The sequence below is a fragment of the Streptomyces drozdowiczii genome, from assembly GCF_026167665.1.
Classification (GTDB): Bacteria; Actinomycetota; Actinomycetes; order Streptomycetales; family Streptomycetaceae; genus Streptomyces; species Streptomyces drozdowiczii_A.
Genome location: NZ_CP098740.1, coordinates 1088742 through 1114500 on the forward strand (window position 1 = coordinate 1088742; position 25759 = coordinate 1114500).

Annotated in this window: 23 protein-coding genes, 1 tRNA gene and 3 pseudogenes; 12 read left to right on the top strand and 15 right to left on the bottom strand. The window is 72.8% G+C overall.

The genetic code is table 11. From position 1 onward, the window contains the following. Positions 1-16: 16 nt before the first annotated feature. The 3 genes and pseudogenes from NEH16_RS04870 to NEH16_RS04880 form a co-directional block, all read right to left on the bottom strand. A complete protein-coding gene (locus NEH16_RS04870; RefSeq protein WP_265539523.1) occupies positions 17-1228 on the bottom strand; it encodes a cupin domain-containing protein in 1212 nt (403 codons plus the stop codon). Beyond that, entirely contained in the window at positions 1225-1545 is a 321-nt protein-coding gene (locus tag NEH16_RS04875) for a hypothetical protein (RefSeq protein ID WP_265539525.1), read from the bottom strand. The genes NEH16_RS04870 and NEH16_RS04875 overlap by 4 nt, the downstream gene beginning before the upstream one ends. A gap of 154 nt (positions 1546-1699) precedes the next feature. Beyond that, positions 1700-1893: pseudogene (locus NEH16_RS04880) on the bottom strand (glycosyl hydrolase family 18 protein); the annotation flags it as partial. Between the two features lie 81 nt (positions 1894-1974). Between NEH16_RS04880 and NEH16_RS04885 the strand changes: the two are divergent. From NEH16_RS04885 to NEH16_RS04905, 5 genes are all read left to right on the top strand, one after another. Beyond that, positions 1975-2050 (top strand) — tRNA-Cys (locus NEH16_RS04885). A 26-nt stretch (positions 2051-2076) separates the two neighbouring features. Continuing rightward, positions 2077-3213: a gala protein gene (locus tag NEH16_RS04890; protein WP_265539527.1), complete on the top strand. Its 1137-nt coding sequence runs from the start codon at positions 2077-2079 to the stop codon at positions 3211-3213. Beyond that, positions 3210-4958 carry an ankyrin repeat domain-containing protein gene (locus NEH16_RS04895; protein ID WP_265539529.1) on the top strand — a complete coding sequence of 583 codons (1749 nt, stop codon included), beginning with the start codon at positions 3210-3212 and terminating at the stop codon, positions 4956-4958. The genes NEH16_RS04890 and NEH16_RS04895 overlap by 4 nt, the downstream gene beginning before the upstream one ends. Then, a complete protein-coding gene (locus tag NEH16_RS04900) occupies positions 4955-6166 on the top strand; it encodes an AAA family ATPase (protein WP_265539531.1) in 1212 nt (403 codons plus the stop codon). Before NEH16_RS04895 ends, NEH16_RS04900 begins: the two co-directional genes overlap by 4 nt. Before the next feature lie 4 nt (positions 6167-6170). Continuing rightward, complete coding sequence (locus NEH16_RS04905) at positions 6171-7358, top strand: vWA domain-containing protein (RefSeq protein ID WP_265539533.1); 1188 nt, start codon at positions 6171-6173, stop codon at positions 7356-7358. Here the strand turns inward: NEH16_RS04905 and NEH16_RS04910 are convergent. Continuing rightward, positions 7355-8350, bottom strand: coding sequence for a fibronectin type III domain-containing protein (locus NEH16_RS04910; protein ID WP_265539535.1), 996 nt, complete (start codon positions 8348-8350; stop codon positions 7355-7357). The two genes, NEH16_RS04905 and NEH16_RS04910, sit on opposite strands and share 4 nt — an antisense overlap. A gap of 144 nt (positions 8351-8494) precedes the next feature. Here NEH16_RS04910 and NEH16_RS04915 point away from each other — a divergent pair, with 144 nt between their 5' ends. After that, positions 8495-9556: an amidohydrolase family protein gene (locus NEH16_RS04915; protein WP_265539537.1), complete on the top strand. Its 1062-nt coding sequence runs from the start codon at positions 8495-8497 to the stop codon at positions 9554-9556. 37 nt (positions 9557-9593) lie between these two features. Beyond that, positions 9594-10175: a TIGR03086 family metal-binding protein gene (locus tag NEH16_RS04920; RefSeq protein WP_265539539.1), complete on the top strand. Its 582-nt coding sequence runs from the start codon at positions 9594-9596 to the stop codon at positions 10173-10175. Between the two features lie 31 nt (positions 10176-10206). Here the strand turns inward: NEH16_RS04920 and NEH16_RS04925 are convergent, their stop codons facing one another. Continuing rightward, positions 10207-10890: an alpha/beta fold hydrolase gene (locus tag NEH16_RS04925; protein ID WP_265539541.1), complete on the bottom strand. Its 684-nt coding sequence runs from the start codon at positions 10888-10890 to the stop codon at positions 10207-10209. A gap of 60 nt (positions 10891-10950) precedes the next feature. On the opposite strand from NEH16_RS04925, the gene NEH16_RS04930 reads away from it, so the two are divergent. Together NEH16_RS04930 and NEH16_RS04935 are read left to right on the top strand one after the other, a co-directional pair. Next, complete coding sequence (locus NEH16_RS04930) at positions 10951-11781, top strand: chitosanase (RefSeq protein WP_265539543.1); 831 nt, start codon at positions 10951-10953, stop codon at positions 11779-11781. Between the two features lie 114 nt (positions 11782-11895). Then, positions 11896-12759: a chitosanase gene (locus NEH16_RS04935; protein WP_265539545.1), complete on the top strand. Its 864-nt coding sequence runs from the start codon at positions 11896-11898 to the stop codon at positions 12757-12759. 67 nt (positions 12760-12826) lie between these two features. Here NEH16_RS04935 and NEH16_RS04940 read toward each other — a convergent pair whose 3' ends face one another. From NEH16_RS04940 to NEH16_RS04985, 10 genes and pseudogenes are all read right to left on the bottom strand, one after another. Further along, positions 12827-14278 (bottom strand): nucleobase:cation symporter-2 family protein, encoded by a 1452-nt coding sequence (locus NEH16_RS04940; protein WP_158070798.1) that lies wholly within the window; start codon positions 14276-14278, stop codon positions 12827-12829. 273 nt (positions 14279-14551) lie between these two features. Continuing rightward, positions 14552-15949 carry an 8-oxoguanine deaminase gene (locus tag NEH16_RS04945; protein WP_073965989.1) on the bottom strand — a complete coding sequence of 466 codons (1398 nt, stop codon included), beginning with the start codon at positions 15947-15949 and terminating at the stop codon, positions 14552-14554. A 42-nt stretch (positions 15950-15991) separates the two neighbouring features. Beyond that, entirely contained in the window at positions 15992-17389 is a 1398-nt protein-coding gene (locus NEH16_RS04950; RefSeq protein ID WP_073965990.1) for a nucleobase:cation symporter-2 family protein, read from the bottom strand. 70 nt (positions 17390-17459) lie between these two features. Then, a complete protein-coding gene (gene pucL, locus NEH16_RS04955) occupies positions 17460-18383 on the bottom strand; it encodes a factor-independent urate hydroxylase (RefSeq protein ID WP_265539547.1) in 924 nt (307 codons plus the stop codon). Positions 18384-18390: 7 nt separating this feature from the next. Beyond that, positions 18391-18782, bottom strand: a pseudogene (gene uraH, locus NEH16_RS04960) (hydroxyisourate hydrolase). A gap of 13 nt (positions 18783-18795) precedes the next feature. Then, entirely contained in the window at positions 18796-19305 is a 510-nt protein-coding gene (gene uraD / locus NEH16_RS04965; protein ID WP_265539549.1) for a 2-oxo-4-hydroxy-4-carboxy-5-ureidoimidazoline decarboxylase, read from the bottom strand. 177 nt (positions 19306-19482) lie between these two features. After that, entirely contained in the window at positions 19483-19860 is a 378-nt protein-coding gene (locus NEH16_RS04970) for a helix-turn-helix domain-containing protein (protein ID WP_265539551.1), read from the bottom strand. Then, a complete protein-coding gene (locus NEH16_RS04975) occupies positions 19857-20108 on the bottom strand; it encodes a hypothetical protein (protein ID WP_265539553.1) in 252 nt (83 codons plus the stop codon). The genes NEH16_RS04970 and NEH16_RS04975 overlap by 4 nt, the downstream gene beginning before the upstream one ends. 65 nt (positions 20109-20173) lie before the next feature. Continuing rightward, positions 20174-21355 (bottom strand): lactonase family protein, encoded by a 1182-nt coding sequence (locus tag NEH16_RS04980; protein WP_265539556.1) that lies wholly within the window; start codon positions 21353-21355, stop codon positions 20174-20176. A 168-nt stretch (positions 21356-21523) separates the two neighbouring features. Then, the gene (locus tag NEH16_RS04985) at positions 21524-22363 is read right to left on the bottom strand and encodes a GntR family transcriptional regulator (protein ID WP_265539558.1); all 840 of its coding nucleotides are present in this window, start codon (positions 22361-22363) and stop codon (positions 21524-21526) included. 227 nt (positions 22364-22590) lie between these two features. Here NEH16_RS04985 and NEH16_RS04990 point away from each other — a divergent pair. From NEH16_RS04990 to NEH16_RS05000, 3 genes and pseudogenes are all read left to right on the top strand, one after another. Then, positions 22591-23858: pseudogene (locus NEH16_RS04990) on the top strand (extracellular solute-binding protein). A gap of 51 nt (positions 23859-23909) precedes the next feature. Further along, positions 23910-24896: a carbohydrate ABC transporter permease gene (locus NEH16_RS04995; protein ID WP_265539560.1), complete on the top strand. Its 987-nt coding sequence runs from the start codon at positions 23910-23912 to the stop codon at positions 24894-24896. After that, positions 24893-25735: a carbohydrate ABC transporter permease gene (locus tag NEH16_RS05000; protein ID WP_265539562.1), complete on the top strand. Its 843-nt coding sequence runs from the start codon at positions 24893-24895 to the stop codon at positions 25733-25735. Before NEH16_RS04995 ends, NEH16_RS05000 begins: the two co-directional genes overlap by 4 nt. The last annotated feature ends 24 nt before the right edge of the window (positions 25736-25759 follow it).

The following is a 25759-nucleotide window of genomic DNA, read 5'->3' on the forward strand; positions in this document are numbered from 1 at the left end:
CGGAGGCGTTCCGCGCTCACCGGGCGGCCGGGACGACGACACCGGCGCGCAGCAGCCTCCCCGCGCAGGCGAGGCCGAGGTCGCCGGCCGTGCGCACCTCACCGGCGAGCAGGCGGGCCAGGGCCGGCAGATCGGCCTCCGGGAAGTCCAGCCAGCCGACCCGGGTGACCAGGCGACGGCCCTCCAGGCGGGCTTCCAGCGCGCCCCGGAGGCGGACCGGGGTGCCGGGGGCGAGTCCGTTGACTGCGTCGAGCTGGGCGAGTGGGCCGAGCGGTGCGGGGCGGGCCTGGGCGCGCCGGGTGCGGTGGAAGTGCGGGGCGGGGTCGGCGCCGGTGAGGGCCGCGGCGAGTCGTTCGCGTACCGGAGCGGCCTCCTCGTCCGGGCCGGCCACGCCCAGCGGCAGGGAGGCGCGCATCCAGGGGTCGTCGCGCAGCTCCGCAAGCGCGGCGCGCATCAGCTGTTCGGCGAGGGCGTACCGGGTCCAGGTGTGGACGCCGAGCGTCAGGTGGACGGAGACCTCGCCCTGCGCCTCGGCGGCGTGCAGCCAGCCGCGCGGCAGGTAGAGGACGTCGCCCGGTGCGAGCACGGTGTCGAGATACGGCTCGGCCGCGGCGGCCTCGGCGACGGCGTCGCGGTGGTCGGTCCAGGGCTGGTCGCGCAGCGGGTCGGGGTGCACGGGGCGGTGGACGATCCAGCGCTTGGTGCCCTCGGTCTGGAGCACGAAGACGTCGTGGACGTCGTAGTGGGCGTCGAAGCCGCGGTTCTGCGGCGGGGTGACGTAGGCGTTGGCCTGCACCGGGTGGCCGAGTTCGGCGCCGAGCACGGCGGTGAGGTCGCCGACCGGGGCCCAGGTGCGGTGGAGCGCTTGCAGGACGAGCGTGGCGCCGTCGGCGAACTCCCGCCACAGCGCGGTGTCGTCGGCCTGGTCGCCGATGGTGGCGCCGACCCCGGCGGGCGAGGTGAACGAGGCGTCGGGCAGCGTGGCGCCGTTCTTGGCGACGCGGAGGAACGGCGTACGCAGTCCGCGCCGGGAGACGAGTTCGTCCACGGCGGCGGCCGGGAAGAGGTCGGAGAAGTCACCGGCCCGGCGGGTGAGCAGGGCCTCGCGGCCCCAGAAGTCGCGGGCGAACGTGTCCAGGCTCGTGCCTGGTGTCAGGCGCGACTCCAGGACCCCGGGGGCCGCCGTCGCGGCCGGGGGGTCCTGGGTGCCGGTCGGGGTTGTGCTCAAGAACGGTCCGCGCCGCCGTCGGCCCCGCCGTCCTGGACGCCCGGGGTGCCCGCGGCGCCGCCGTCGGCCGGGCCCTCGGCGCCACCGTCCGCGCCACCGTCGTGGACGCCCGGCGTACCGGCCGCGCCGCCGTCGGCCGGGCCCTCGGCCCCGCCGTCCGCACCGCCGTCCTGCACGCCCGGCGTACCGGCCGCGCCGCCGTCCGCGGGGCCCTCGGCCCCTCCGTCGGCGCCGCCGTCGTGGACGCCCGGCGTGCCCGCCGCGCCGCCGTCCGCGGGGCCTTCCTGCTGGTTCGGGTCCTGCTCGGGGCTGGTCATGGTTTCCTCCCGCGCATCGAACGGCTGGGGCCGGACCCGTAGCGGGGTCCGGTGGTGAGGCACGGCGGTGCCACGGGGGGCACCGCCGCGACCAGCCTACCGCTATGGGCGGTAAGTCTCGATTTGAGGGAAATCAACCAGTGAGGGGCTACTTCAGCAGCCCCTTGTCCTTCACGTAGTCGGTCTTCCTGCCGATGGACAGGTGTCGTCGAACGACCACCACTGGCTGCCGGTGTAGCCGTACGTGGAGACGGACTGTTCGTCGTGATGGACCGTCATCGCCGGACAGGCGCCGATGAGGTTCGCGTAGCCCCGGGTGCCGGCCTCCTCCGCGAACTGCCCGGGGGCCGGGCGCCACCGCCGGTGCCCGCGCAACTGGTGGTGCAGGTGTGCGAATTGATCGCCGCCATGGTTAGGATCACCGACGGCAAGGCTGTAGCGCAGAGGTCGTCGCGCCCTAGCTGCAAGCTGGAGGACGTCGGTTCGAATCCGACCGGCCTTGCCACCTTTTCTCAGACGCGGGGGTAAGAGATGACGCAGCCGACACCGGTGCGCTGTCCGGCCATCGAACATCCGGACCTGCCCCTCGCCGACCCGGCGTCGCTGGGCCCGCTGCTCGACCGGCTGGCGGCGCAGGAGCCCGTCGCGGCCGACGAGGCGTTCCCGCTGGGCGCGCTGCGCGCCGACGGACGCGTCGACCTCTGCAAGCAGGGGCTCGGCGCGGCCGGCGCCGCCCGGGTCATGCCCGCCGTCGCCCGCTCCCCGCACGCCACCCACGTCCTGCTCGGCACCAACTCCCTGGGCGACGAGGGCGCGAGAGCCGTGGCGGCGGCGACGGCCGGGGCCGACCACGGGCTGCACACCCTCTACCTCGGCTGCAACCGCATCGGCGCCGAAGGGACCGCCGCCCTCGCCGCCGCCCTGGCCGACGACGCCACCGTCCGGGCCCTCTGGCTCAAGCGCAACCCCCTCGGCGACGCGGGGGTCCGCGCCCTGGTCCCGATGCTCCGGCGCAACACCGCGCTGCGCACCCTCGACCTGGTCAACACCGGGGTCACGGCCGACGGACTCGCCGCCCTGCTGGACGTCCTGAGCACCCGGCCGCGCCCCGTCGAGCGGCTCTTCCTCGGCGGCAACGGGCTGGGCGCCGACGCCGCGCCGCTGCTCGCCCGGCTGATCCTGGACGCCGGGGTGCGGGAGCTGTACCTGCCGTCCAACCACCTCGGCGACAAGGGCGCCGCCGTCCTCGCGGGCGCCGCCGACCCGTCCCGCCCCATCCGGCTCGGCCTGGGCGGCAACGGCATCGGGCCCGAGGGAGCCCGCGCCCTGGCCGGTGCGCTCGACGGGATCGAGGCGCTCGACCTGGGCCGGCCGCCCTCGGAACGCTCCCTGGGCGCCCCGCCCAACGCCACCGGGGACCTCGGGGCGCACGCGCTGGCCGAGGCGCTGCCCGGCAGCCCGCTGCGCCGCCTCGAACTCAGCCACACCGGGCTGACCGGGCGCGGGGCGAAGACCCTGCTCGCCGCCGTCGCCCCCGGGTCCCGGCTGGAGTACGTGGGCCTGGGCCCCGGGCTGCCGCGCCGGGTGAAGCGTTCCTTCGCGACGCTGCTGCGCCCGGACGGCGGGGCCCACGCCGATCTGCGCGCGGTCAGGAGCCTGTACCGATGAGCCGGCGGGACACCGCTCTGTTCCTGTCGTCGGAGCAGGCGGCGAGCTGGCGCCAGGTCCGCCGCTACGCCGTGCCACGGGCCGTCATCGAGGAGTCGGCCGCGCTGCGGGAGGCCGGCGACTGGCGCGGGGCCTGCGCGGCGGCCGGCTTCGAGGTGCGCATCGACCCGGACAAGGTCTCCGCCCGGTACGGCCCCGAGACCGCCGAAGCCCTCCTCGCCGACCTCCGGGACCTGGTGCCGGACCTGGTGCGCTGGCACCTGCCCCGGATCCTGGCGGGCCGCTCGACCCTGGCGACCGACCGGACCGTCCTCCTCGCGGGCTACGGCTCCGCGCCCGGCGCCTATCTCCAGCTGTCCACCCCGGCCATGGTCGACGGCCCCCAGCGCCTCCCGCTCCGCTTCGGCCCGCCGAAGCGCCGGGCCGGGTACGGACTCACCGACGACTGGCGGTCGCTCGGGCACCTGTGGCGCGCGAGCGAGGCCGGTGGGCTGCGCGCACGGGCCGGCGGCGCGGACCGGCTGCCGTTCCTCGCGGCCGACGGCACCCCGCTCCCGGCGGACCTGCTGCCGCCGGACGAGGACCCGGGCAGCGGCGACCCGGTGGCCCGCGCCGAATGGATCCATCTGCTGTACGCGGACGAGCGGATCGCCGACGCGCTGGCGGCGGCCGGGATCGAGTGGGACCCGACGCCGCCGGAGATGCCCTCGTACTACCGGACCACCCCGGAGACGATCGTGGCCGGTCTCGCGCTGGACGTGCCCCGGCTGGAGGCGGAGGTGCGCCGGTTCGCGGAGCTCGTCGGGGCGGAGGTGTTCCAGATCGGCCAGGACTGGCGGGCGCGGGTCCGGCTCGACTTCACCGGCCCCGGCCTCGGCGGCCGGCTGCGGATCAGGCTCGTCAACCGCGAGGCGGCCGACGGCGCGGTCTTCCTGCCCGAGGCGGTCTGGCGCAGGATGCCCGACCTGGAGCTGCTGGCCGACGGCGTCCTGACCCCCACGGACCTGCATCCCCTGGTGGCCCGGTCGCTCTTCCCGGACCACGAGGGGCCGTTCGGGCCGCCCGGGGTCACGCCGCCCGCTCCGGTCCGGGTGCGCTGCCGGGGCGAGTGGCACGAGGTCGGCTTCCGGGACGGGACGCTGACCTCTCCGCACACCGCGCAGGAGCGGCAGCGCGAGAGCGCCCTGCGCGCGTTCGGCGGGGCGGTCACCGGCTGCTTCGCCGTCGAGCACGCCTGCCTCACCGGGACGGGCCGGCTGCCCAGGGCGCTGGCCGCCCAGCGGCGCGACCTCTTCCTGCGCGCCCAGCACGGGGACACGGCGGGGGTCGTGGCGCTGCTGGACGCGGGCGTCGATCCGCGCGTCCGGGACGGCGGCAAACACACGCTGCTCCACGTCCTGCCGCTGCTCGACCACACCGTGCTGCTCCCCCGGCTGCTGGCGGCCGGCCTCGACCTGGAGGCCAGGGACCACCGCGAGCGCACCCCGCTGAGCGCCGCCGTGTCGGGGCGCGGGACGGCGGCGCTCGTCCGGGACCTGCTCGACGCGGGCGCCCGGATCGACGTGAGCGACCAGACGGAGCTCTCGCTGGAGCAGATGATCCGCAAGTACCGGCGGACCGATCTGCGGTTCCTCGCGGAACGGGTGCTGAAGGAGCACCCGGACGCCGGCTCGGAGTGGTGGGACGAGTGGGACGAGGACGCGGAGGACGACGGCTACGACGACGAGGAAGGTGACGACGCGTGAGCACCGCCGCTCCCCGCATCCCCGCACAGGCGCCGCACCCCCTGGACGCCGCCGACGCGCTCAACGGGCGGCTGCGCGCCACCCGGACCGAGACCGTGGCGAACCCGCAGCTCGAAGCGCTGGCCCTGGCGGTGACCGCCAATCAGCCGGTGCTGCTCTGGGGCGAGCCGGGCATCGGGAAGTCGGCGGGGCTCGAACAGCTCGCGGCGGGCCTCGGCCTCGGCCTGGAGACCGTCATCGCCAGCGTGCACGAGCCGTCGGACTTCGCGGGGCTGCCCGTCGTCGGGGACGACCCGGCCACCACCGGGGTCCCGATGGCGCCGCCGGACTGGGCGGTCCGGCTCGCCCGGAAGGGCCAGGGGCTGCTGTTCTTCGACGAGTTGTCCTCCGCTCCCCCGGCCGTGCAGGCCGCCCTCCTCCGCGTCGTCCTGGAACGCCGGGTGGGCAGCCTGACCCTCCCCGACGCCGTACGCATCGTGGCCGCGGCCAATCCGCCGTCCAGCGCGGCGGACGGCTGGCACCTGAGCCCCCCGCTCGCCAACCGCTTCGTGCACCTGCACTGGACGCACGACCCGCGCACCGTGGCACGCGGCATGGCCGGCACCTGGCCCGAGGCGCCCGTCCCCGTGGTCGATCCCGCCCGGACCGCCGGTGCGGTGGCCAGGGCCCGGGGCGCGGTCTCCGGGTTCCTCACCGCGCGCCCGGGTCTGGTGCACCACCTCCCCGCCGACGCGGAGGGCCGGGGCAGGGCCTGGCCGTCACCCCGGACCTGGGACATGGCGCTGCGGCTGCTCGCCGCCGGCTACGCGACCGGCACCGGCCGGGACGCCGTCGCCGCCGCCCTGACGGGGGCCGTCGGGGACGGGGCGGGCATCGAGCTGCTTTCGTACCTGGAGAATCTGGACCTTCCCGACCCGGACCGGGTGCTGGCCGATCCGGACGCCTTCGCGCTGCCCGAGCGCGGCGACCGGCAACTGGCGTTCCTGATCGCGGTGGTGGCCGCCGTGCAGGCCGAGCCGACCCGCCCGCGCTGGGAGGCGGGCTGGGCGGTGCTGGCGAAGGCCGTCGCAGCGGGCGTGCCGGATGTGGCGGCCCGGGCGGCGATGGACCTGGCGGCGATGCGGGACACCGACTGGCCGGTCCCGGAGGGCATCGACGCCTTCCTGGAACTCCTCCAGCTCTCCGGCGCGCTGCCGGGAAGCGCCTGAGGCCGTGTCCGTACCCGCGCGGCTCACGCTGGACCACACCAAGCTGCTGGCGGCGCGTTACCGGGCGGCGAGCGAACGGCCCTATCTCGCCACGGCGTTGTACGCGCTGTCGGTGGTGGCGAGCGACCGGGTGCCGACCATGGGCGTGGACCGGCACTGGCGCTGCTATGTGTCGCCCGACTTCGTGGAGCGGACGCCGGTCGCCGAGCTGGCCGGGGTGTGGGTGCACGAGGTCGCGCATCTGCTGCGCGACCACCACGGCCGGGCCGCCCGGCTCCCGGCGGCCGACCAGCGCGACGCGCACCGGGTCAACGTCGCCCAGGACTGCGAGATCAACGACGACCTGATCAGCGACGGGCTGGCGCTGCCGGAGGGGCGGATGGAACCGGGGCTCTTCGGGCTGCCGTCCGGTCAGCTCTTCGAGACGTACCTGCCCGCGCTGCCGCCGGGTCCGCCGCGGCACAACTGCGGTTCCGGCGCACACGGCCGCCCCGAGCCGTGGGAGCTGCCCGGTTCGGAGGGGCCGTCCCCGCTGGGCGCCACGGAGGCGGAGGCGCTGCGGAGGCGTACGGCGGAGTCGATGCGCGCCCATCAGCGCACCCGGGGCAGCCTTCCGGCGGGCTGGCGGCGGTGGGCCGAGGAAATCCTGGAACCGACGGTGGACTGGCGGCAGGCGCTGGCCGGTGCGGTACGGGAGGCGGCGGCCTGGGCCTCCGGGGCGGTGGACTACACCTACCGCCGCCCGTCCCGGCGCGGCGCGGCCCTGCGCGGTGTCGTCCTGCCGACGCTGCGCCGCCCGCTGCCCCGGGTGGCCGTCGTGGTCGACACCTCGGGCTCGATGGGCGACGACGAACTGGCCGCCGCGCTCGGCGAGGTCACCGGGGTGCTGCGGGAGGTGGGCATCCGGGGCAACCGGGTCGCCGTGCTGGCCTGCGACGCCGATGTGCACGCCGTGTCCCGGGTGACCTCCGCCGACCAGGTCGCGCTGGGCGGGGGCGGCGGCACCGACATGCGGGTGGGCATCGCCCGGGCGCTGGCCGCCCCGGAGCGCCCCGGCATCGTGGTGGTCCTCACCGACGGGCACACCCCGTGGCCCGACGAGTCGCCCTCGTGCCGGCTCGTCGCCGCGCTCATCGGGCCGGACGCGCCGCAGCCGCCGTCGTGGATCGAGACGGTCCGGGTCCCCTCCTAGTCGCCCAGCACGACCGTGCGGGCGGCCGAGAAGTCGCCCCACTTGCCGTCCGGCAGCTTGGCGCGGAGCTTCATCGCATAGCGGGTGCCTCGGGGGTCGTTGACGGTCAGTTCGTAGTGCGCCCGGCCGGCGGGCGGCTCGCCTCCCCAGACGATCGTGGTGGTCAGCCTGCCGTTCATGTAGAGCTGGTACGCGGGGATCTTGCCGCCCGTCTCGGGCTGCTTCCAGTCCAGCTCGACGGTGTGCTCCTTGCCCTCGGCCCGGTTGGTGATCCGCAGGTCGGTCGGGGCGGTGGAGGCGGGCGCGCCGGGGGCCGACGCGGTGGTGAGGTCGAGGCTCGCGCTGTCCGGCGACGAGGTGTCGGCCGCGTCCCGGGCCCGCACGGTGAAGGTGTAGATGGTGCCGGGGCGCAGTCCGGTGAGCCGTGCGGTGGTCTGCGTACCGGGCACGCTGTGGATGCGGGAGCCCTCTTGGTAGATGTCGTACGCGGTGACGCCGACGTCGTCCGTGGAGCCGCCCCAGGACAGGGTGGCGGCGCGGCTGCCGTCCGCCTTGCCGCGCGGTTTGCCGGGCCGGGTCGGGGGCTTGTGGTCGGCGGGGGTCGGCGCGGGGGTGGTGACGGAGGCGGCGGCGCTCGGCGCGGAGAGGTTGCCGGCCTTGTCGCGGGCCCGGACGGTGAAGGTGTAGGCGGTGGAGGCGGTGAGCCCGTCGATGTCGATCATCACCCGGCTCGCGGCCACCGACTTGACCTTCTTGCCCTCGCGGTAGACGTCGTAGCCGGTGACGGCCGTGTCGTCGGTGGCGGCCTCCCACATGACGTGCGCGGAGGTGGCGCTGCTCGCCTGCGCGGTCACCCCGCGCGGCGCGGTCGGCTCGCTGGTGTCCGCGTGGGCCTCGGAGCCACAGGCGGTCGTCAGCGCGGCGAGGAGCAGGGCGGCGGAGCAGGCCAACGCGGCATGCGTGTGGGGGGATCGCACGGTCTTGCCTTCCATCCGGGAGCAATGGTCCAGACCTGTATCGCACGGGTCGGGGGTCGCGGACAAGAGGGTCGACGGAACGACGGAGCGGAACCTTCCGCAATGTGCCGGTGTGCCCCCGCCCCTTGGTCCGCGCGGCGCCTGACGTACCGTCGGCGGATGCTGTGCGTACGAGGTGTGGTGCTGCCGGAACGCGAGGAGCGGGCCTTCTGGATCGACGGCGAGGTGCTGCGCGAGGGTGCCCCGCCGGGCGGATTCGCGGGGCGCCACGCCGAGACCGTGGTGGACGGCGGCTGGCTGCTGCCCGGGCTCGTCGACGTACACACGCACCCCGGGGCCACCGACACCAGCGAGCCGTTCAGCGAGGAGCTGCTGCGCGAACAGCTGCGCGCGCACCGGGACGCCGGGGTCCTCGCCGTCCGCACCCCGGGCACGGCCGCGCGGATGCCGGCCTGGGTGGACGAGGACCGGGAGCTGCCCCGGGTCACATCGGCGGGCCGGTGGCTGGCCACCCCCGGCAGGTTCATCCCCGGCTTCGGCCGGGACGTGACCGAGGCGCAGCTCGTGCGGGCCGCCGTGGAGGAGTCGGCGGCCTCCTCCGGCTGGTGCAAGGTCGTCGGGGACTGGCGCCAGGACGAGCCCCCGGTGCCCCTCTCCCTGCTCACCGAGGTGGTCGCGGCCGTCCACGCGGCGGGCGGCAAAGTCGCGGTGCACTGCCAGACCGCCGAGGGCACGCGGAACGCGGTCCTCGCGGGGGCGGACAGCCTGGAGCACGGCATGCATCTGGACCCCGGGCTGCTGGACCGGATGGCGGCGCAGGGCACGGCGTTCGTGCCGACGCTGGCGGCCTTCGGCAAGGGCGTGGACGCGATGCGGGCCCGGGAGCCGAGTGCGCGCCGCGATCTGTGGCTGGCCGGCTGGGAGACCATGTTCGGCAACGTCCGGGCCGCCCACGAGGCGGGCGTCACGGTGCTGGCCGGCACCGATTCGTTCCCCTGCGGGACCGTCGCGAGCGAGGCGTCCTGGCTGCTCAGGGCCGGGCTGCCGGCCGATGCGGCGCTCGGCGCGGCGTCCTGGACGGCGCGGGCCTGGCTCGGCCTGCCGGGTCTGGTGGACGGGGCACCGGCCGACCTGGTCGCGTACGACACCGATCCGACCGCCGATCCGGTGGCGCTGGACCACCCCCGGCGGATCATTCTGCGGGGGCAGGTGGTGCGCTGACCGATGAGCCGTCGGCGGTCGGGCAGTCTGCACTGGTATGGACACACAACCGCTCGACCTGGAACCGGCCGCGCGCCGGATCACCGCGCAGCTCGACGCCGTGGACGACGGGGCGCTGGGGGCCGTGACACCGTGCCCCGGCGTGACCGTGGGCGCCCTGCTCGCCCATATCGAGGGCTTGGCCGTCGCCTTCCGCGACGCCGCCCGCAAGGAGCCGGGGCCCGTCACCGACTCGGCGCCCGACGTGGAGTCCGGCGTCCTCGCATCCGGCTGGCGGACCACGCTGCCCGCCGCGCTCGACGGGATGGTGGCCGCCTGGCGCTCCCCCGACGCCTGGGAGGGCATGACCAGGGCGGGCGGCATCGACCTGCCCGGCCAGGTGGCGGGGATGGTCGCGCTCAACGAGCTGGTCCTGCACGGCTGGGACCTCGCGAAGGCGACCGGGCAGCCCTTCGACGCCGAGGAGGCCCACCTGCGCAACACGCTCGCGCTGCTGGCGGACCAGGGCGACGACCCCTCGCCGTTCGGTCCGCCGGTTCCGGTCGCCGACGATGCGCCGCTGCTGGACCGGGCGGTGGCGCGGGGCGGACGGCGGCCGGACTGGCGGCCCGGGAGCTGACGAGGGGCGGGGCCGCCGGAGCGCGCGCCCCTCAGCTCGTGAAGAACTCCGTGATCCGCTGCGCCGTCTGCTCCGGATCGGCCTCGTGCGGGCGGTGACCGCCGCCCATCGTGACCAGGTGGCAGTCCGGGATCATCGAGGCCATGTCCTGGAGCCGCCCCTGCGGCATCGTGCTCGTCGGTCCGCCCGCGAGCAACAGCGTCGGCGCGACGATCTCCCCGAGACCCCGCGCCCACGCCGGATCCGGGTCCGCCAGCTCGCCGTTCACCGGGGCGAGCGCCGCCTCGTCGTAATCGGCGGGCCCGTCCGGCTCGACCGCCGGGCCCGCCGCCCCGGGGAACGGCGGCGGGGTCTCCACCAGCACCAGCCGCTCCACCCGGTCCGGGTGCTCCTGCGCGAGGAGGTGGGCGACGACCCCGCCCATGCCGTGGCCGACCACGCCCGCCCGGTCGAGTTCGCACTCGTCCAGGAAGCCGAGCACGTCGTCGCGCATCAGCTCCAGGTCGTACTCGTCGGGCCAGTCGCTCTCCCCGTGGCCGCGCAGGTCGATTGCGTACACCCGCCATTCCCGCCCCAGCAGGCTCCCGGCCGCTTCCCAGCTCGCCGCGCTCGCGCCGAGATCGTGCAGCAGTACGACGGGCGACCCGAACGGGTCACCCCAGGTCCGGTACGCCAGCCGCACGTCGCCGACATCCACCACAGACTGATCATCCATGCCCCCGACGCTACCGCCGAATGCGCCGGTATCACGCCTCTGGCCTGGCAGGCTGGACCGGTGAAGCTCACCACGCGCGCCCTGGTCACCCCCTTCGCCGCCCTCCTGATGACCGCCACCACGCTCACCGGCTGCGCCCAGGCCGGTGGCTCCTCCGGCAAGGGGGCGGCGGACGGGCTGGCCGCCCCGGCGAAGAAGGACATCGCCATGCAACTGGTCTCCAGCGCGGAGAACTCCACGCTGGACTGGAAGGCGCAGTACGGCTACATCGAGGACATCGGGGACGGGCGCGGCTACACGGGCGGCATCATCGGCTTCTGCTCCGGCACCGGGGACATGCTCCGGGTCGTGGAGCGGTACGCGAAGTCCCGGCCGGGCAACGCGCTGGAGCGGTTCCTGCCCGCGCTGCGGAAGGTGAAGGGCAGCGACGCGCACACGGGGCTCGGCTCCCCGTTCGCCCGAGCCTGGGCCGAGGCGGCGAAGGACGCGAAGTTCCGGGAGGCGCAGGACGCCGAGCGGGACGCGTCGTACTTCGATCCGGCGGTACGGCAGGCGAAGCGGGACGGGCTGGGCACGCTGGGCCAGTTCGCGTACTACGACGCGTACGTCATGCACGGCGAGGCCGACGCGGACGGCACCACCGGTTTCCGCACGATCCGGAGCCAGGCGCTCGACGCGGCCAGGACGCCCGCGGACGGGGGTGACGAGACCGCGTATCTGGACGCCTTCCTCGACGCCCGGGTCGACGCGATCCGCGAGGAGCCCTCGCACAGCGACACCAGCCGGGTCGAGACCGCGCAACGGGTCTTCCTGGACGAGGGCAACCTCGATCTGGACCCGCCGCTGGCCTGGAAGGTGTACGGCGACAGCTACGAGATCAAGAGCTCCTAGCCCGGGTAACGTTCCTCAACTCGCCCGTGTCGAAGGGGTGTACGACCACCGTTCGCGCCTGATAGGAAAGCTTCCTAACAGAACAGCGGAACGACGAACTCCTTTGGAGGACAGGTGTACGCTCCCCACAAGCGCACCGCACGTCGCACCACCCGATCCGTGCGCCTCGCGCTCGTCGCGGTCGGACTGACCCTCACGGCGGTGCCCGCCACCGCCTTCGCCGGCACCACGCCCGTCCCCACGGCGGCTCACCAGCAGGAGGCGGCCTTGGCCGGTCTCGACGATCCGGCGAAGAAGGACATCGCCATGCAACTGGTCTCCAGCGCGGAGAACTCCACGCTGGACTGGAAGGCGCAGTACGGCTACATCGAGGACATCGGCGACGGCCGCGGCTACACCGCGGGCATCATCGGCTTCTGCTCCGGCACCGGCGACATGCTCGACCTGGTGGAGCTGTACACGCGGCGCAAGCCGGACAACGTACTGGCCGGGTATCTGCCGGCCCTGCGCGAGGTGGACGGCAGCGACTCGCACGACGGTCTGGACCCGGGCTTCCAGGACGCCTGGGAGACGGCCGCCCAGGATCCGGACTTCCAGCAGGCGCAGAACGACGAGCGCGACCGGGTGTACTTCGACCCGGCGGTCGGCCGGGCCAAGAGCGACGGCCTGGGCACGCTCGGCCAGTTCGCCTACTACGACGCCATCGTGATGCACGGCGACGGCGGCGACAGCACGAGCTTCGGGTCCATCCGGCAGCGGGCCCTGGCACAGGCGAAGCCGCCGGCCCAGGGCGGTGACGAGGTGGCCTACCTCGACGCCTTCCTGGACGCGCGGGTCTGGGCCATGGAGCAGGAGGAGGCCCACTCGGACACCAGCCGGGTGGACACCGCCCAGCGGGTCTTCCTGCGGAACGGCAATCTGAACCTGGACCCGCCGCTCGACTGGAAGGTGTACGGGGACAGCTTCCACATCGGCTGAGCACCGGCGGAACCACTCGTGGCGCGTACGGCCAACCCCGTACGCGCCACGCTGTGCTGACCGTACGTCAGTGAGCGGCGACCTCCATCGCCTTGACCGGGTCGTGGCCGCCAGGTGCGGTGCCCGCCTCGTCCGTGTCGGCTTTGCGGCCGAGGTGGTTGAAGGCCAGGTTGAGGACGATCGCCACCACGCATCCCGTCGAGATGCCGGAGTCCAGGACGACCAGGAGGTCCTTCGGGAAGGCGTGGTAGAAGTCGGGCGCCGCGATCGGTATCAGCCCGACGCCGACGGCCGCCGCGACGATCAGCGCGTTCTCGCCCTTCTCCAGCGCGGCGCCGGCCAGGGTCTGGATGCCGCTGGCCGCGACCGAGCCGAACAGGACGATGCCCGCGCCGCCGAGCACCGGCAGCGGCACCAGCGCGATGACGGACGCGGCCACCGGGACCAGGCCGAGCAGGATCAGGATGCCGCCGCCGGCCGCGACGACGAAGCGGCTGCGGACCTTGGTCATCGCGACCAGGCCGATGTTCTGGGCGAAGGCGCTGCACATGAAGCCGTTGAACAGCGGGCTGATGGCACTGCCCAGGGTGTCGGCGCGCAGCCCGCCCTCGATGGTCCGTTCGTCGGCGGGGCGGTCCACGATCTTGCCGAGGGCCAGCATGTCCGCCGTGGACTCGGTCATGCAGACCAGCATCACGATGCTCATCGAGACGATCGCGGCGATCTCGAACTGCGGGGCGCCGAAGTGGAACGGGGTGGGGAAGCCGATCGCGTCGGCGTTCTTGATCGCGCCGAAGTCGGTGATGCCGACGGGGATCGCGATGAGCGTGCCGATGATCAAGCCGAGCAGGATGGCGATCTGCTGGAGGAAGCCGCGCAGCAGTTTGCGCAGGGCCAGCACGATGACGAGGGTGACCGCCGCCATGGTGATGTTGGTGGTGGAGCCGTAGTCGTGGGCGGTCGCGTTGCCGCCCTGGGACCAGTTGAAGGCGACCGGCAGCAGCGAGACACCGATGAGGGTGATGACGGTGCCGGTGACCACGGGTGGGAAGAAGCGGACCAGTTTGCAGAAGTAGGGCGCGAGGACGAAGCCGAGGAGGCTCGCCACGATGATCGCGCCGAAGATGACGGCGATCCCGTCGTGGCCCCGGTCCTTGCCGATCGCCACCATCGGGGTCACCCCGGCGAACGAGACGCCGTTGACGAACGGCAGCCGGGCGCCTATGCGCCAGAAGCCGAGCGTCTGGAGCAGGGTGGCTATGCCCGCGGTGAACAGGCTCGCCCCCATCAGGAACGCGGTCTCCTTGGGGCTGAGGCCCACGGCGGGCCCCACGATCATGGGCGGGGCCACCACGCCCGCGTACATCGCGGCCACGTGCTGGAGGCCGCTGGTGAACATCTTCAGCGGGGGGAGTGTCTCGTCGACCGGATGCTTCCGGTCGGACGGGGCCGTCTCCGGCGCACCGTCGGTGTGGGGGGTCGCACTTGCGTCGTCGCGAAACCTGGGCGTAGCTGCCACGGCGGTTCCTCCGGTCGGTTACACGTCGGCGGTGACGTGGGGTTCAGGGAGGTGGTGCCGGGGCCGGTCCGCCGGACCGGGCCCCGTGTGCTGCGGTGGTGCGGTGAGGCAGGTCGAACGGCTGGTGCGGGCAGCCGGGATCGCCGGTGCGGGAGGCGCGTGCGCGTGGGCGGCGCGCCTCCCGCGCCGGTTGCCGCGGACCCCGCTCGGGTCCGCGGCGGCCGGGCCGAGGGCCGTCCCCCTCGTCCGGCCGCTTTCGGGGCCGCCGGGCCGTCAGGCTCCGGCGGCGATCTGGGCGAGGCGGCGGGCCTCGTCGCGGGTGGCGCGGGCGATGGCGTCCTCGTCCGCGGTGACCAGGCGGCCGGACTCCACGACCGGCTTGCCGTCGACCAGCGACAGGGTGACCGGGGCGGCGGCGCCGAAGACGAGCGCGGTGACCGGGTCGGCGATGGAGGCGTGGGCGAGGGTGTCCAGCTTCCAGAGGACCAGGTCGGCGAGCTTGCCGGCCTCCAGCGAGCCGGTCTGCGCGGCGCGGCCCAGGACCTGGGCGCCGCCGTAGGTGCCGAGGCGCAGCGCCTGACGGGCGTTCAGGGCGCGCTCGCGGTGCGGGCCGAGGCGGTTGATGAGGAGGGCGTTGCGGAGTTCGGTGTGGAGCTCGCCGGACTCGTTGGACGCGGTGCCGTCGACGCCGAGGCCGACCGGGACCCCGGCGGCGAGCATGTCCGGGACGCGGGCGATGCCCGCGGCGAGGCGGGCGTTGGACGACGGGCAGTGGGCGACGCCGGTGCCGGTGCGGGCGAAGGCCGCGATGTCCGAGTCGTTCATGTGGACGCAGTGCGCCATCCACACATCCTCGCCGAGCCAGCCGGTGGACTCGAAGTAGTCCGTGGGGCCCATGCCGAACAGCTCGTGGCAGAACTTCTCCTCCTCCACGGTCTCCGAGCCGTGGGTGTGCAGCCGCACGCCCTTGCGCCGGGCCAGTTCGGCGCCCTGGCGCATGAGTTCGGTGGATACGGAGAACGGCGAGCAGGGGGCGACGGCGACCTGGGTCATCGCGTCGAAGGAGGCGTCGTGGTGGGCGTCGACGGTCGCCTCGGTGGCGGCGAGCGCGCCTTCCAGGGTCTCCACGGCGAAGTCCGGGGGCAGCCCGCCGTCCTTCTCGCTGCGGTCCATGGAGCCCCGGGCGAGGGTGAAGCGTACGCCCATGTCGCGGGCGGCCCCGATGATGGCGCCGGACAGGTCGCCGGAGCCCTTCGGGTAGACGTAGTGGTGGTCCATCGCGGTGGTGACACCGCCGAGCGCCATCATGGCGAGCGAGCCCTGCGCGGCGGCGCGGGCCATCGGCTCGTCGATGCGCGCCCACGTCGGGTACAGCGCGACCAGCCAGTTGAAGAGGTTGTGGTCGGTGGCCAGGCCCCGGGTGATCCACTGGTAGAAGTGGTGGTGCGTGTTGATCAGGCCGGGGGTTGCCAGGTGGCCGGTTCCGTCGATCCGGCGTACGACGTTCTCCAGGCCCTCGGGTGCCCGGCCGGCGCCGACGGACTCGATGCGGTTCCCGGCGACGACGACATAGCCCGAGGCGTACTCGGTGTCGGCGGCGTCGACGGTCGCGATCGAGCAGTTCTCGATGACGATGCGCTCCACCCGGTCGGGGGCTGCCGGTGCTGCCATGGTGCTTCCTTCTCTCATCTGGGATGTGGGCACGGCAGGACCCTAGGAGGATTTGAGTGCCACGGCGGTGCGGCCGTGGGTGCCGAGATGGTGGAAGAACAGGTTGAGCAGGACCGCGACGAGCGCCCCCGCACTGATTCCGGAGCCCAGGACGGTCTGGGCCCAGGACGGGAAGTCCGCGTAGAAGCCGGGCGCGGCGAGCGGGACGATGCCCGCGCCGAGGGCCACGGCGACCAGGATGATGTTGGAGCTGTCGTCCAGGCCGGCTTCGGAGAGCGTACGGATGCCGCTGACCGCGATCGAGCCGAAGAGGACGATGCCGGCGCCGCCGAGCACGGGCATCGGGACGAGCGAGACGACCGCGCCGAGCACCGGGAAGAGGCCGAGCACCAGCAGCGCGGCTCCGGCCGCGGCGACGACGTAACGGCTGCGGACCCTGGTGAGCGAGACGACGCCCACGTTCTGCGCGAAGGCGCTGGTGGGGAAGCCGCCGAAGACCGGGCCGATCAGGGTGGCGATGCCGTCGGTGCGCAGGCCGCGGGTGAGGGTGCGTCCGTCGGTGCGGCGGTCGCAGATCTCACCGACGGCCAGCATCCCGGCGGAGGACTCGGTCATCAGGACGAGCATCACGATGCACAGCGAGAGGATCGCGGCCGGCTGGAACTCCGGCGCCCCGAAGGCGAACGGCGTGGGTACGGCGGCGAGCGGGGCGTCGCGCAGCGAGGAGAAGTCGGCGAGCCCGAACGGCACGGCGGCCAGCGTGCCGATCAACAGCCCCATGAGCAGCGCGACTTGGCGCAGGAAGCCGCGTCCGAAGCGCTGGATGAGCAGGATGACGACGAGGGTGAACGCGGCGAGCGCGAGGTACTTCATGTCACCGAAGTCGGTGGCCGTCTTGTCGCCGCCCTGCGCCCAGGAGACCGGTACGGGCATCAGGGTGACCCCGATGAGGGTGATCACGACGCCGGTGACCAGGGGCGGGAAGAAGCGCAGGAGTCTGCCGAAGAACGGCCCGACGGCCAGGCAGAACACTCCGGCGACGAGCACCGCGCCGTAGATCGCGGGCAGTTGGTGTCCGGGCGCGTTGGTCTCGGCGATGGCGAGCATCGGGGCGATACCGGCGGAGGACGCGGCGTTGACGAACGGCAGCCGGTTGCCGGCGAGGCCGCCGATGCCGAGGGTCTGGAGCAGGGTGGCGCAGCCGGCGATGAGGAGGCTGGCCGCGATGAGCCGGGTCATGCCCGCCGCGTCGAGGCCGACGGCCTGGCCGATGATCAGCGGAGGGGTGACGACACCGGCGTACATGGCGGCGATGTGCTGGAGGGCGGCCGGCAGGAGCCGCGAGGGGGTGAGCTTCTCGTCCACCGGGTGCACCGCACGCTCCGGCGGGGTGGAACAGGGGCCTTCTGCTTCCGCGGGCCCGGATGCTGGCTGTGCCATGAGGGTTCCCTCCGGCCCGGCCGGTGCCCGGCCGCCGTCGTGGGCGGGCGGGCACCGGCGCGGCGCCGCGTCAGAGGTTGGTCATGTCGACCGGGATCTGCGGCTCGACGCCGTCCCGGAGCACGGTGCCCTCGATGAGCCCGTACGGACGGTCGGCCGCGAAGTACACCTCGTTGTCGTTCTTGAGGCCGAACGGCTCCAAGTCCACAAGGAAGTGGTGGTTGTTCGGCAGCGAGAAGCGGATCTCGTCGATCTCGCTGCGGTTGTTGATGATGCGCGAACCCATCTGGTACAGGGTCTGCTGGAGCGAGAGCGAGTAGGTCTCGGCGAAGGCGTGCAGCATGTGCTTGCGCGCCTGCTCGTAGGACTTCTCCCAGTTCGGCATGCGCTGCTCGTCGCTGGTCCAGTTGTAGCGCCAGCGGGCGGAGACGTCGGTCGCGAGGATGCGGTCGTACGCCTCCTTGAGCGTCGTGTACTTGTCCTTGACGTAGCCCCAGAACTCGGAGTTGGTCGAGTTCATCACGGTCAGGTCCTTGAGCCCGGAGACGACCTGCCACTTCTCACCGTCGAAGGTGATCTGGGCGGTGCGGATCTCCTGGTTCTTGCGGACGAAGGAGTGCTTGACCTCGTCGGACCCGATGAAGCGGGAGTTCGCGTCCGAGGTGGCGATGCGCTCCCAGGCGTACTCCTCGATGCGGATGCGCGCCGTCTTGATCGGCTCCTGCGAGGTCACGAAGTGGCGGGCGAGGTGGATGCCGAACTGCTCGGCGGACTCGATCCCGTGCTCCTTGGCGAACGCGAACACCGTGTTCTTGGTGGTGTCCGTGGGCAGGACGTGCGCGTTGGAGCCGGAGTAGTGGACGTCGTCCATCTCGCCGGAGAGCGCGACCGAGACGTTCAGGTCCTTGATGTGGTGGGTGTCGCCGTCCCGCGTGATCTTGACGACGCGGTTCTCTGCTTTGCCGTACTGGTTCTGGCCGAGAATCGTGGGCATGTGTCTGCTAGCTCCCTCGGTATACGGAGTAGCCGAACGGGTTGAGCAGCAGCGGTACGTGGTAGTGCTCGCCCGGGGTGACGGCGAAAGTGATCGCCACCTCGGGGAAGAACGCGCCGCTGTCCCTTACGCGGGGGCGTCCTGCTGCGCCTCGGCTTGCTTCTTGGCTGTGAAATACGGCTCGGTCTCGAAGTCGAGCCGTACGTGGGTGGTGCCCTCCGGCAGGGCCGGCAGGTCCTTGCAGCGCCCGTCCGCATCGGTCGCGGAGCCCCCGAGCGTCACCCACTCGGCGTCGGCACCCTGACGGGCGGCGAGCGAGACGGCGACGTCCGCGGCGGGGCGGCCGATGCTGGTGTCCAGGATGTGGGTGGACACCGATGCGGTGGCGAAGGTGCTCAAGACTCTCCTTGTGTTACGCGTCTTCCGTGACGAGGCGGGTGAGGCGGATGCGGTTGATCTTGCCCAGTTCGGTGCGCACGATCCCCCGCTCCTGCTCGGGCGAGTTCCCGATCCGGGACTTCACCGCGTCGCGCATCTGCTCACCGGTGGCGCCGGTGGCGCAGATCAGGAAGACATGTCCGAACCGCTCCTGGTAGGCCAGGTTGAGTTCGAGCATCTCGGCCTTGAGCTCCTCGGAGGCCCCGGCCATTCCCCGCTGTTCGCGGGAGGAGGTCGGGTCCCCGGGCTTCGGGCGGCCGATCGGCGGGTGACCGGCCATGGCCTCCGCCAGGTCCTCCGCGTCGAGTGCCGCCGTGGCGGTGTCGCTCGCGGAGAGCAGGGCTTCGGTGGTGGCGTACGGGCGGTGGGCGAGGACCGCTCGTCCCCATGCCGCACTGGCACACACCTCGTGCAGTGCGGCGGCCGCCTCGGCGTCCGCCTGGGTGTTGAACCGGGCGAGGCCCGGCGTGGAGCTCGAAGTCACGGGAGCCTCCGTGGCTGTTCTTCGCTGTGCGTTGGTCGGGCTGCGGATAGCTAACGCCCTCCGCAACACGACGTCAACAGTTTGTTGAAATTCCGTATACAGAAAAAACCGCCGCCCGGTGGTACGGGCGGCGGCTTGATCGATCATGCATCGGCAGCCAGGGCGCGGGTGACCCAACTACCCGCTCTTGGCGCCGTTTTCCCTGTTCAGGTAGTTGTACACGGTGAACCTGGAGACGCCCAGCGCCCCCGCCACGGTCTCGACCCCATGGCGTACGGAGAAGGCACCGCGTGCCTCCAAGAGCCGGACGGCCTCCTGCTTGGCCTTGCGGTCCAGCTCGGCCAGCGGCATGCCGTGCCGGCGCTCCATCGCGGCCAGGATGTGGTCCAGCGACTCCGAGAGCTGGGGCAGCCGGACCGCCACGACGTCCTCGCCCTCCCAGGCCAGCACCACGTCGTCGGGGTGCGCCTCACCGGGTCCGACGAGTTCGGCACCCATGGCGTCCACGAGCGGCTTCACGGCGGTGACGAGGGGGTGGTCCACCGGTCCGGTCACTTCGGGTCCTCTCCGATGACGTTGACCTGGAGCGAGACCCGGGTGGCACCCGATGCCAGCGCTTGCCGCAGCAGGCTGTCGACCGCGGTGAGCACCTCGTCGGCACCGCCCTCCGCCGTGTTGCCGAACGGGCCGACGTCGACGGCGTCCAGCTCGGCCCCCTGAATGACCTCGCGCGCCACGACCGCGTGCGCGGGCGCCTCGTCCAGATCGAAGGGCTCGGTGGTGAACTCCACTCTCAAGCGCATGGTGCCTCCCTCATACGTCGCACCGCGTCCGGTGCGACCTGCGGCTCGGGCTCGACCCTAACGCCCTACACCGGCAGCACGCAGACCGCCGCCGGGGCCGCGTACGGGGTCCCGACCGAGGTCAGGGAGCCGGATGCGGCGTCCACCCGGAAGGCGGTGACCGTGCCGGACTTCTGGTTGGCGGCGAAGAGCAGCGTGCCGTCCGGCGAGAGCGCGGTGTGCCGGGGGAAGTCACCGCCCACGGGCACGGTGTCGAGCAGGCTCAGCGCGGCCCCGCCGTCCTCGATCGCGTACCGGGTGATGCTGTTGTGGCCCCGGTTCGCGAGGTAGGCGAACCGGCCGTCGCCGGTGACCAGGAACTGCGCGGGGTAGCTGGTGCCGGAGCCGGTGCCGGTGGACTGCGGGTCCCCCGGGGTGAGCACGCCCGTAGCGGGGTCGTAACCGCAGACCACCGCCGTGTTGTCCAGCTCGCAGGCCAGGTAGGCGTGGCGCCCGTCGGGGTGGAAGGTGAGGTGGCGGGGGCCGGCGCCCGGCCGCAGCGCGGCGTAGGAGGTCTGCTCCAGGGTGCCGTCCGTCTCGTCGAGCCGGTACGTGTAGACCGTGTCGTTGCCCAGGTCGACAGCCAGGATGTGGTCGCCGTCGGGGGCCGTGATGATCTGGTGCGCGTGCGGGCCGTCCTGCCCCGGTCCGGGGGCGGGCGAGCTGTGCGCGACCAGGTCGGTCCGCTCCCCCACCGACCCGTCGTCGGCCAGCGGGTGTACGGCAACGCTGCCGGAGGTGTAGTTGGCGCTGAGCAGCCACCGCCCGCCCGGGTGGACGGAGAGGTGACAGGGTCCGGCGCCGCCGGTGGACCGGGTGCCGAGCACTCGGAAGTCGTCCGCGAGGGCGATCGCGGTGACGCCCCCGTTCTGCTGCTCGTCCACGGCGTAGAGCGTGCCGCCGGTGGGGTGGAGGGCGAGGTACGAGGGGTTCTCGACGCCCGTGACGACGGTGCGGGCGGTGATGCCCGCCGTCTCCGGGTCGTACGCGGCGACTCCGACGCCGGTGCCGCCGGGGCTGGTCGAGGTGTAGGTGCCGAGGTAGAGGGTGCGGGTGGCGCGGGTCGCCGGGTGGGCGGGGTGCGGCGGGTGGTGGGGGTGGTGGGGCGCGGGGCGGTGCGCGGAGCGCGGGAGGCTGGGGGCGGCGGCGAGGGCACCGCCCGCCAGGAGGGCTCCGAGCAGGGTGCGGCGGCTGGTGGGGGACGTCATGCGAGGCACCTCGTGGGGTCGGTTGCGTCGGATGTCGCAGCCACAGTGGCCCTCCCCGGGGCACGACGCAAGAGGCGCACCGGCCATTGCGCAGGGCGCAACGCGATGGCGCCCGTGCGGGCTTGGGCGAGGGCCGGCGCACGGCGGACCGTCGCCCCACCCGCCCCCTCAGTCACCGGACTGGATGTCCCCCCGCGTCGAGGACGTGATCGGCTCACGCTGCGCGAAGTCGCCCGGCGGGATGCCCGGATGGTGGCCGCCCTCGACCGGCTCGACGGCGGCGGCCGGACCGAGGGCCAGCCGGGACACGATGCGGTAGCGGTCGCCCCGGTAGAGCGAGTGCACGTACTCGACGGGGCGCCCCGTGGTGTCCGAGGTCAGCCGCTCGAAGAGCAGGGCCGGGGACAGCTCGGGGACGTCCAGGAGGCGGGCCTCGGCCCGGGTCACCACGGTCGGCTCGATCGCCTGGACCGCCTCGTGGACGTGCACGTCGTGGCGCTCGCGCAGGTGCTCGTACAGGTCGCCGCTCTCCAGCTCCTCGGCGGAGAGCCCGGGCACCAGCTCGGCCCGGATGTGCAGGTGCTCGATGGCCATGGGCGCGCCGTCGACCAGCCGGAGCCGGGCGACGTACACGATGTCGGCCGCCGGTGACATGCGCAGCTTGCGGCCGACCCGGGCGCCGGCCTGGACGGTGGTGAACTCCAGGAGCCGGCTCGACCAGGCCCCGGCCGCCTGCGGGACCGACAGGGCGAGGTCGGCCGAGATCAGCTCCTGGGTGATCTTCTCGGGCGCGACGAACATGCCCCGGCCGTGCTCCCGCACGAGGAGCCCCGTCGCGACCAGCTCGTCCACCGCGGCGCGCAGGGTGGGCCGGGAGACGCCGAGCGTGGCGCACAGGGACCGCTCCGAGGGGATCGCGTCGCCGGGGCGCCGGGACTCGATCATTTCCAGGATGGCGTCACGGGCCCGCTCCCGTTTGAGCACCGTCCCCGATGCGTCGGCGTCCATGCGCTGCCCCCTTCTGGCGGGTTAGGTACCTGACCACTGGACCACTGGTCAGGTGGAGTGTAGCCGCTTTCCCGAGCCATCTCTCCGGGAGATCGCCAAAATCCGTTGAATACAAGGGGCTTGACGGCTCCATTGGTCCATGCCACCTTCATCCACCAACAAGAGGTGAGCTGTCCAGCGGCCTTCACTGGTCAGGTGGTCAGGTCCTGTTCTCCCAGAGGTGAACCGTGAAGTACCGCTTGCTTGCCGGTGGGTCCGCGCTCGTGCTGGCCGCCGTCCTCAGCGCCTGTGGCTCGTCCGACGACTCGTCCGACTCCTCCGGCGACGGCCGGACCAGCATCGACGTCTGGCTGATGCGCGACAGCGTTTCGGCGCAGTTCCAGAAGGAGTTCGTCCAGGGCTTCGAGAAGGCGCACCCCGACATCCGGGCCCGGGTCCAGATCCAGGAGTGGGACGGCATCGGCGAGAAGATCACCGCCGCGCTCGCCAGCAACGACGCCCCGGACGTCATCGAGAGCGGCAACACGCAGGTCGCCCAGTTCGCGCAGAGCGGCGGGCTGCTCGACCTCAGCGACAAGGTGGACGAGCTGAACGGCAAGGACTGGCTCAAGGGCCTCGCCGAGCCGGGGGCGTACGAGGGCAAGCAGTACGGCATCCCGTACTACGCGGCCAACCGCGTGGTCATCTACCGCACCGACCTCTTCGAGAAGGCCGGCATCGACGCGAAGACCATCAAGACCCGCGACCAGTGGATCGCCGCCACCGAGAAGCTCAACAAGGGCGGCAACCAGGGCATCTACCTGCCGGGCCAGACCTGGTACGCGCTGGCCGGCTTCGTCTGGGACGAGGGCGGCGACCTGGCCGCCGAGTCCGGGGGAAGTGGAAGGGCGCCCTGGACACCCCGGAAGCGCTGCGCGGCATGGAGTTCTACAAGCAGCTCCAGGCGCTCGGCAAGGGGCCCAAGGACGCCGACGAGGCCGACCCGCCGCAGGCCGACGTGATGGCGCAGGGCAAGGTCGCGCAGGTCATCTCGACGCCGGGCGGTGCCAACGTCGTCATCGAGAAGAACCCCGACCTGAAGGGGAAGCTGGGCTTCTTCCCGATCCCCGGCAAGACCGCGGACACCCCGGGTGCGGTCTTCACCGGCGGCTCCGATCTGGTGATCCCCACCGCCTCCGGCAAGCAGGAGGCCGCGCTCACCTTCATCAAGGAACTCACCGGTGACGCCTGGCAGAAGAAGCTCGCCGTCGCCATGAGCTACGTGCCGAACCGGACCACGCTCGCCTCCGCCGTGGCCGCCGATCCGGGCGCCGCCGCGATGGCGGTCGGCGCGGCGAACGGCCACGCCACGCCCAACACCCCGAGCTGGGCCGCGGTCGAGGCGGAGAACCCGATCAAGGACTACATGACCGCCGTCCTGACCGGCGGTGACCCGGCGAAGGAGGCCGCCAAGGCGTCCGCCGACATCACCCGGGCCATGAACTCCGGCTCCTGACCCCCGCCCGCACCGTTCGCTCACACCCGCACCGTCGAGAGGAGGCGTGCCGTGTCGGTCATCCGGGAACGGACCGCACCCCCCAGTCCCAAGCGCCGGGCCGTTCCCGGCACGTCCGGACCGCCGCCCCGCCGGCGGCGGTCCGGGGAACCGCGCGGCCTCTGGCCGTACGCCCTGATCGCACCGGCCGTCGGCGGCATGCTCTACCTGCTGGTCTATCCGCTGCTGCGGGCGGTCCTGATCTCGCTCCAGGATTTCCGGCTGCGGCAGCTGATCACGGGTGACGCGGAGTTCGTCGGACTGCGCAACTACCGCACGCTGCTGAGCGATCCGCGGTTCTGGGAGGTGGTCCGGCGCACCTTCCTGTTCATGGCGGTCAACGTGGTCCTGATCATGGCGATCGCGACGCTGGTCGCCCTGATGACCGAGCGGCTGGGCAGGATCGCCCGGACGGTGGTGCTCAGTTCGCTGGTGCTGGCCTGGGCGATGCCGGTGATCGCGGCCACCACGGTCTTCCAGTGGCTGTTCCACTCCGAGTTCGGCATCGTCAACCACCTGCTGACCGGCGCGGGCTTCTCCTCGTTCGACCGGTATCCGTGGTTCGCGCACGGCACCGCCGCCTTCGCCATCCTGGTGCTGCTGGTCGTGTGGCAGTCGGTGCCGTTCGCGGCGATCACCCTCTACTCCGGGCTGACCACGGTCCCGACCGAGCTGTACGAGTCGGCGCGGCTGGACGGGGCGAGCGGTGCCCGGATCTTCCGCTCGGTCACCCTGCCGGTGCTCCGGCCGATCTTCCTGCTGGTGTTCTCGCTGGAGGTGATCTGGACGTTCAAGGCGTTCGTCCAGATCTGGGTGATGACCCGGGGCGGCCCGGGCGACGCCACCACGATCCTGCCCGTGTACGCGGTGCAGACCGCGCTCTCCGGCCAGCGTTACGACCTGGGCTCGGCCGCCTCGATGGTCACCGTGGTCCTGATGTCCGGGGTGCTCGTCCTCTACTTCCGCCAGATGCTCCGCCAGGAGGACGAGATCCGATGAGCCGTCTCCGTAGCGCCCGACTGCGGCGGCTTCCGCTGAACGCCGCGGCCGCGCTGACCGTCCTGATCTGTCTGTTCCCCGTCTACTGGATGATCTCCACCGCGTTCAAACCGTCCAAGGACATCCAGTCCTCCGACCCGCAGCTCTTCCCGCGCACCTGGACGCTCGACCACTTCCGCACCGCCGTGCAGGCCGACGGCTTCGGCATGTTCTGGCGCAACAGCGTGCTGGTGACGGTGAGTTCGATCCTGCTGGCCCTGATCGTCGCCCTGGCCTCGGCGTACGCGGTGGCCAGGCTGCGCTGGAGGGGGCGGCGGCAATTCATGCTCATGGTGTTCATCGCGCAGATGGCGCCCTGGGAGTCGCTGATCATCCCGATCTACATCATCTCCCGCGACACGGACATGCTGGACCGGCTGCCCACGCTGACCCTCGTCTACTTCATGGTCACGCTGCCGTTCTCGGTGATCGTGCTGCGCGGGTTCATCGGGACGATTCCGCCGGAGCTGGAGGAGGCCGCGCAGGTCGACGGCTGCACCAGGACCGCCGCGTTCCGGAAAGTGGCGCTGCCGCTGCTCGCGCCGGGTCTCTTGGCCACCTCGCTCTTCGGATTCATCACCGCCTGGAACGAGTTCGCGTACGCCAACTTCCTGATCATCAAGCACCAGGACAGCCGCACGCTGCCGGTCTGGCTGTCGTCCTTCCAGAACACCTTCGGCACCGACTGGGGCGCCACGATGGCCGCCTCCACCCTCTTCGCCCTGCCCGCGCTGGTGGTCTTCCTGCTGCTCCAGCGCCATGTCACCTCCGGCTTCGCGGCCGGCGCCGTCAAGGGCTGACCGTCCCCCGCTCCCCTCCCGGAG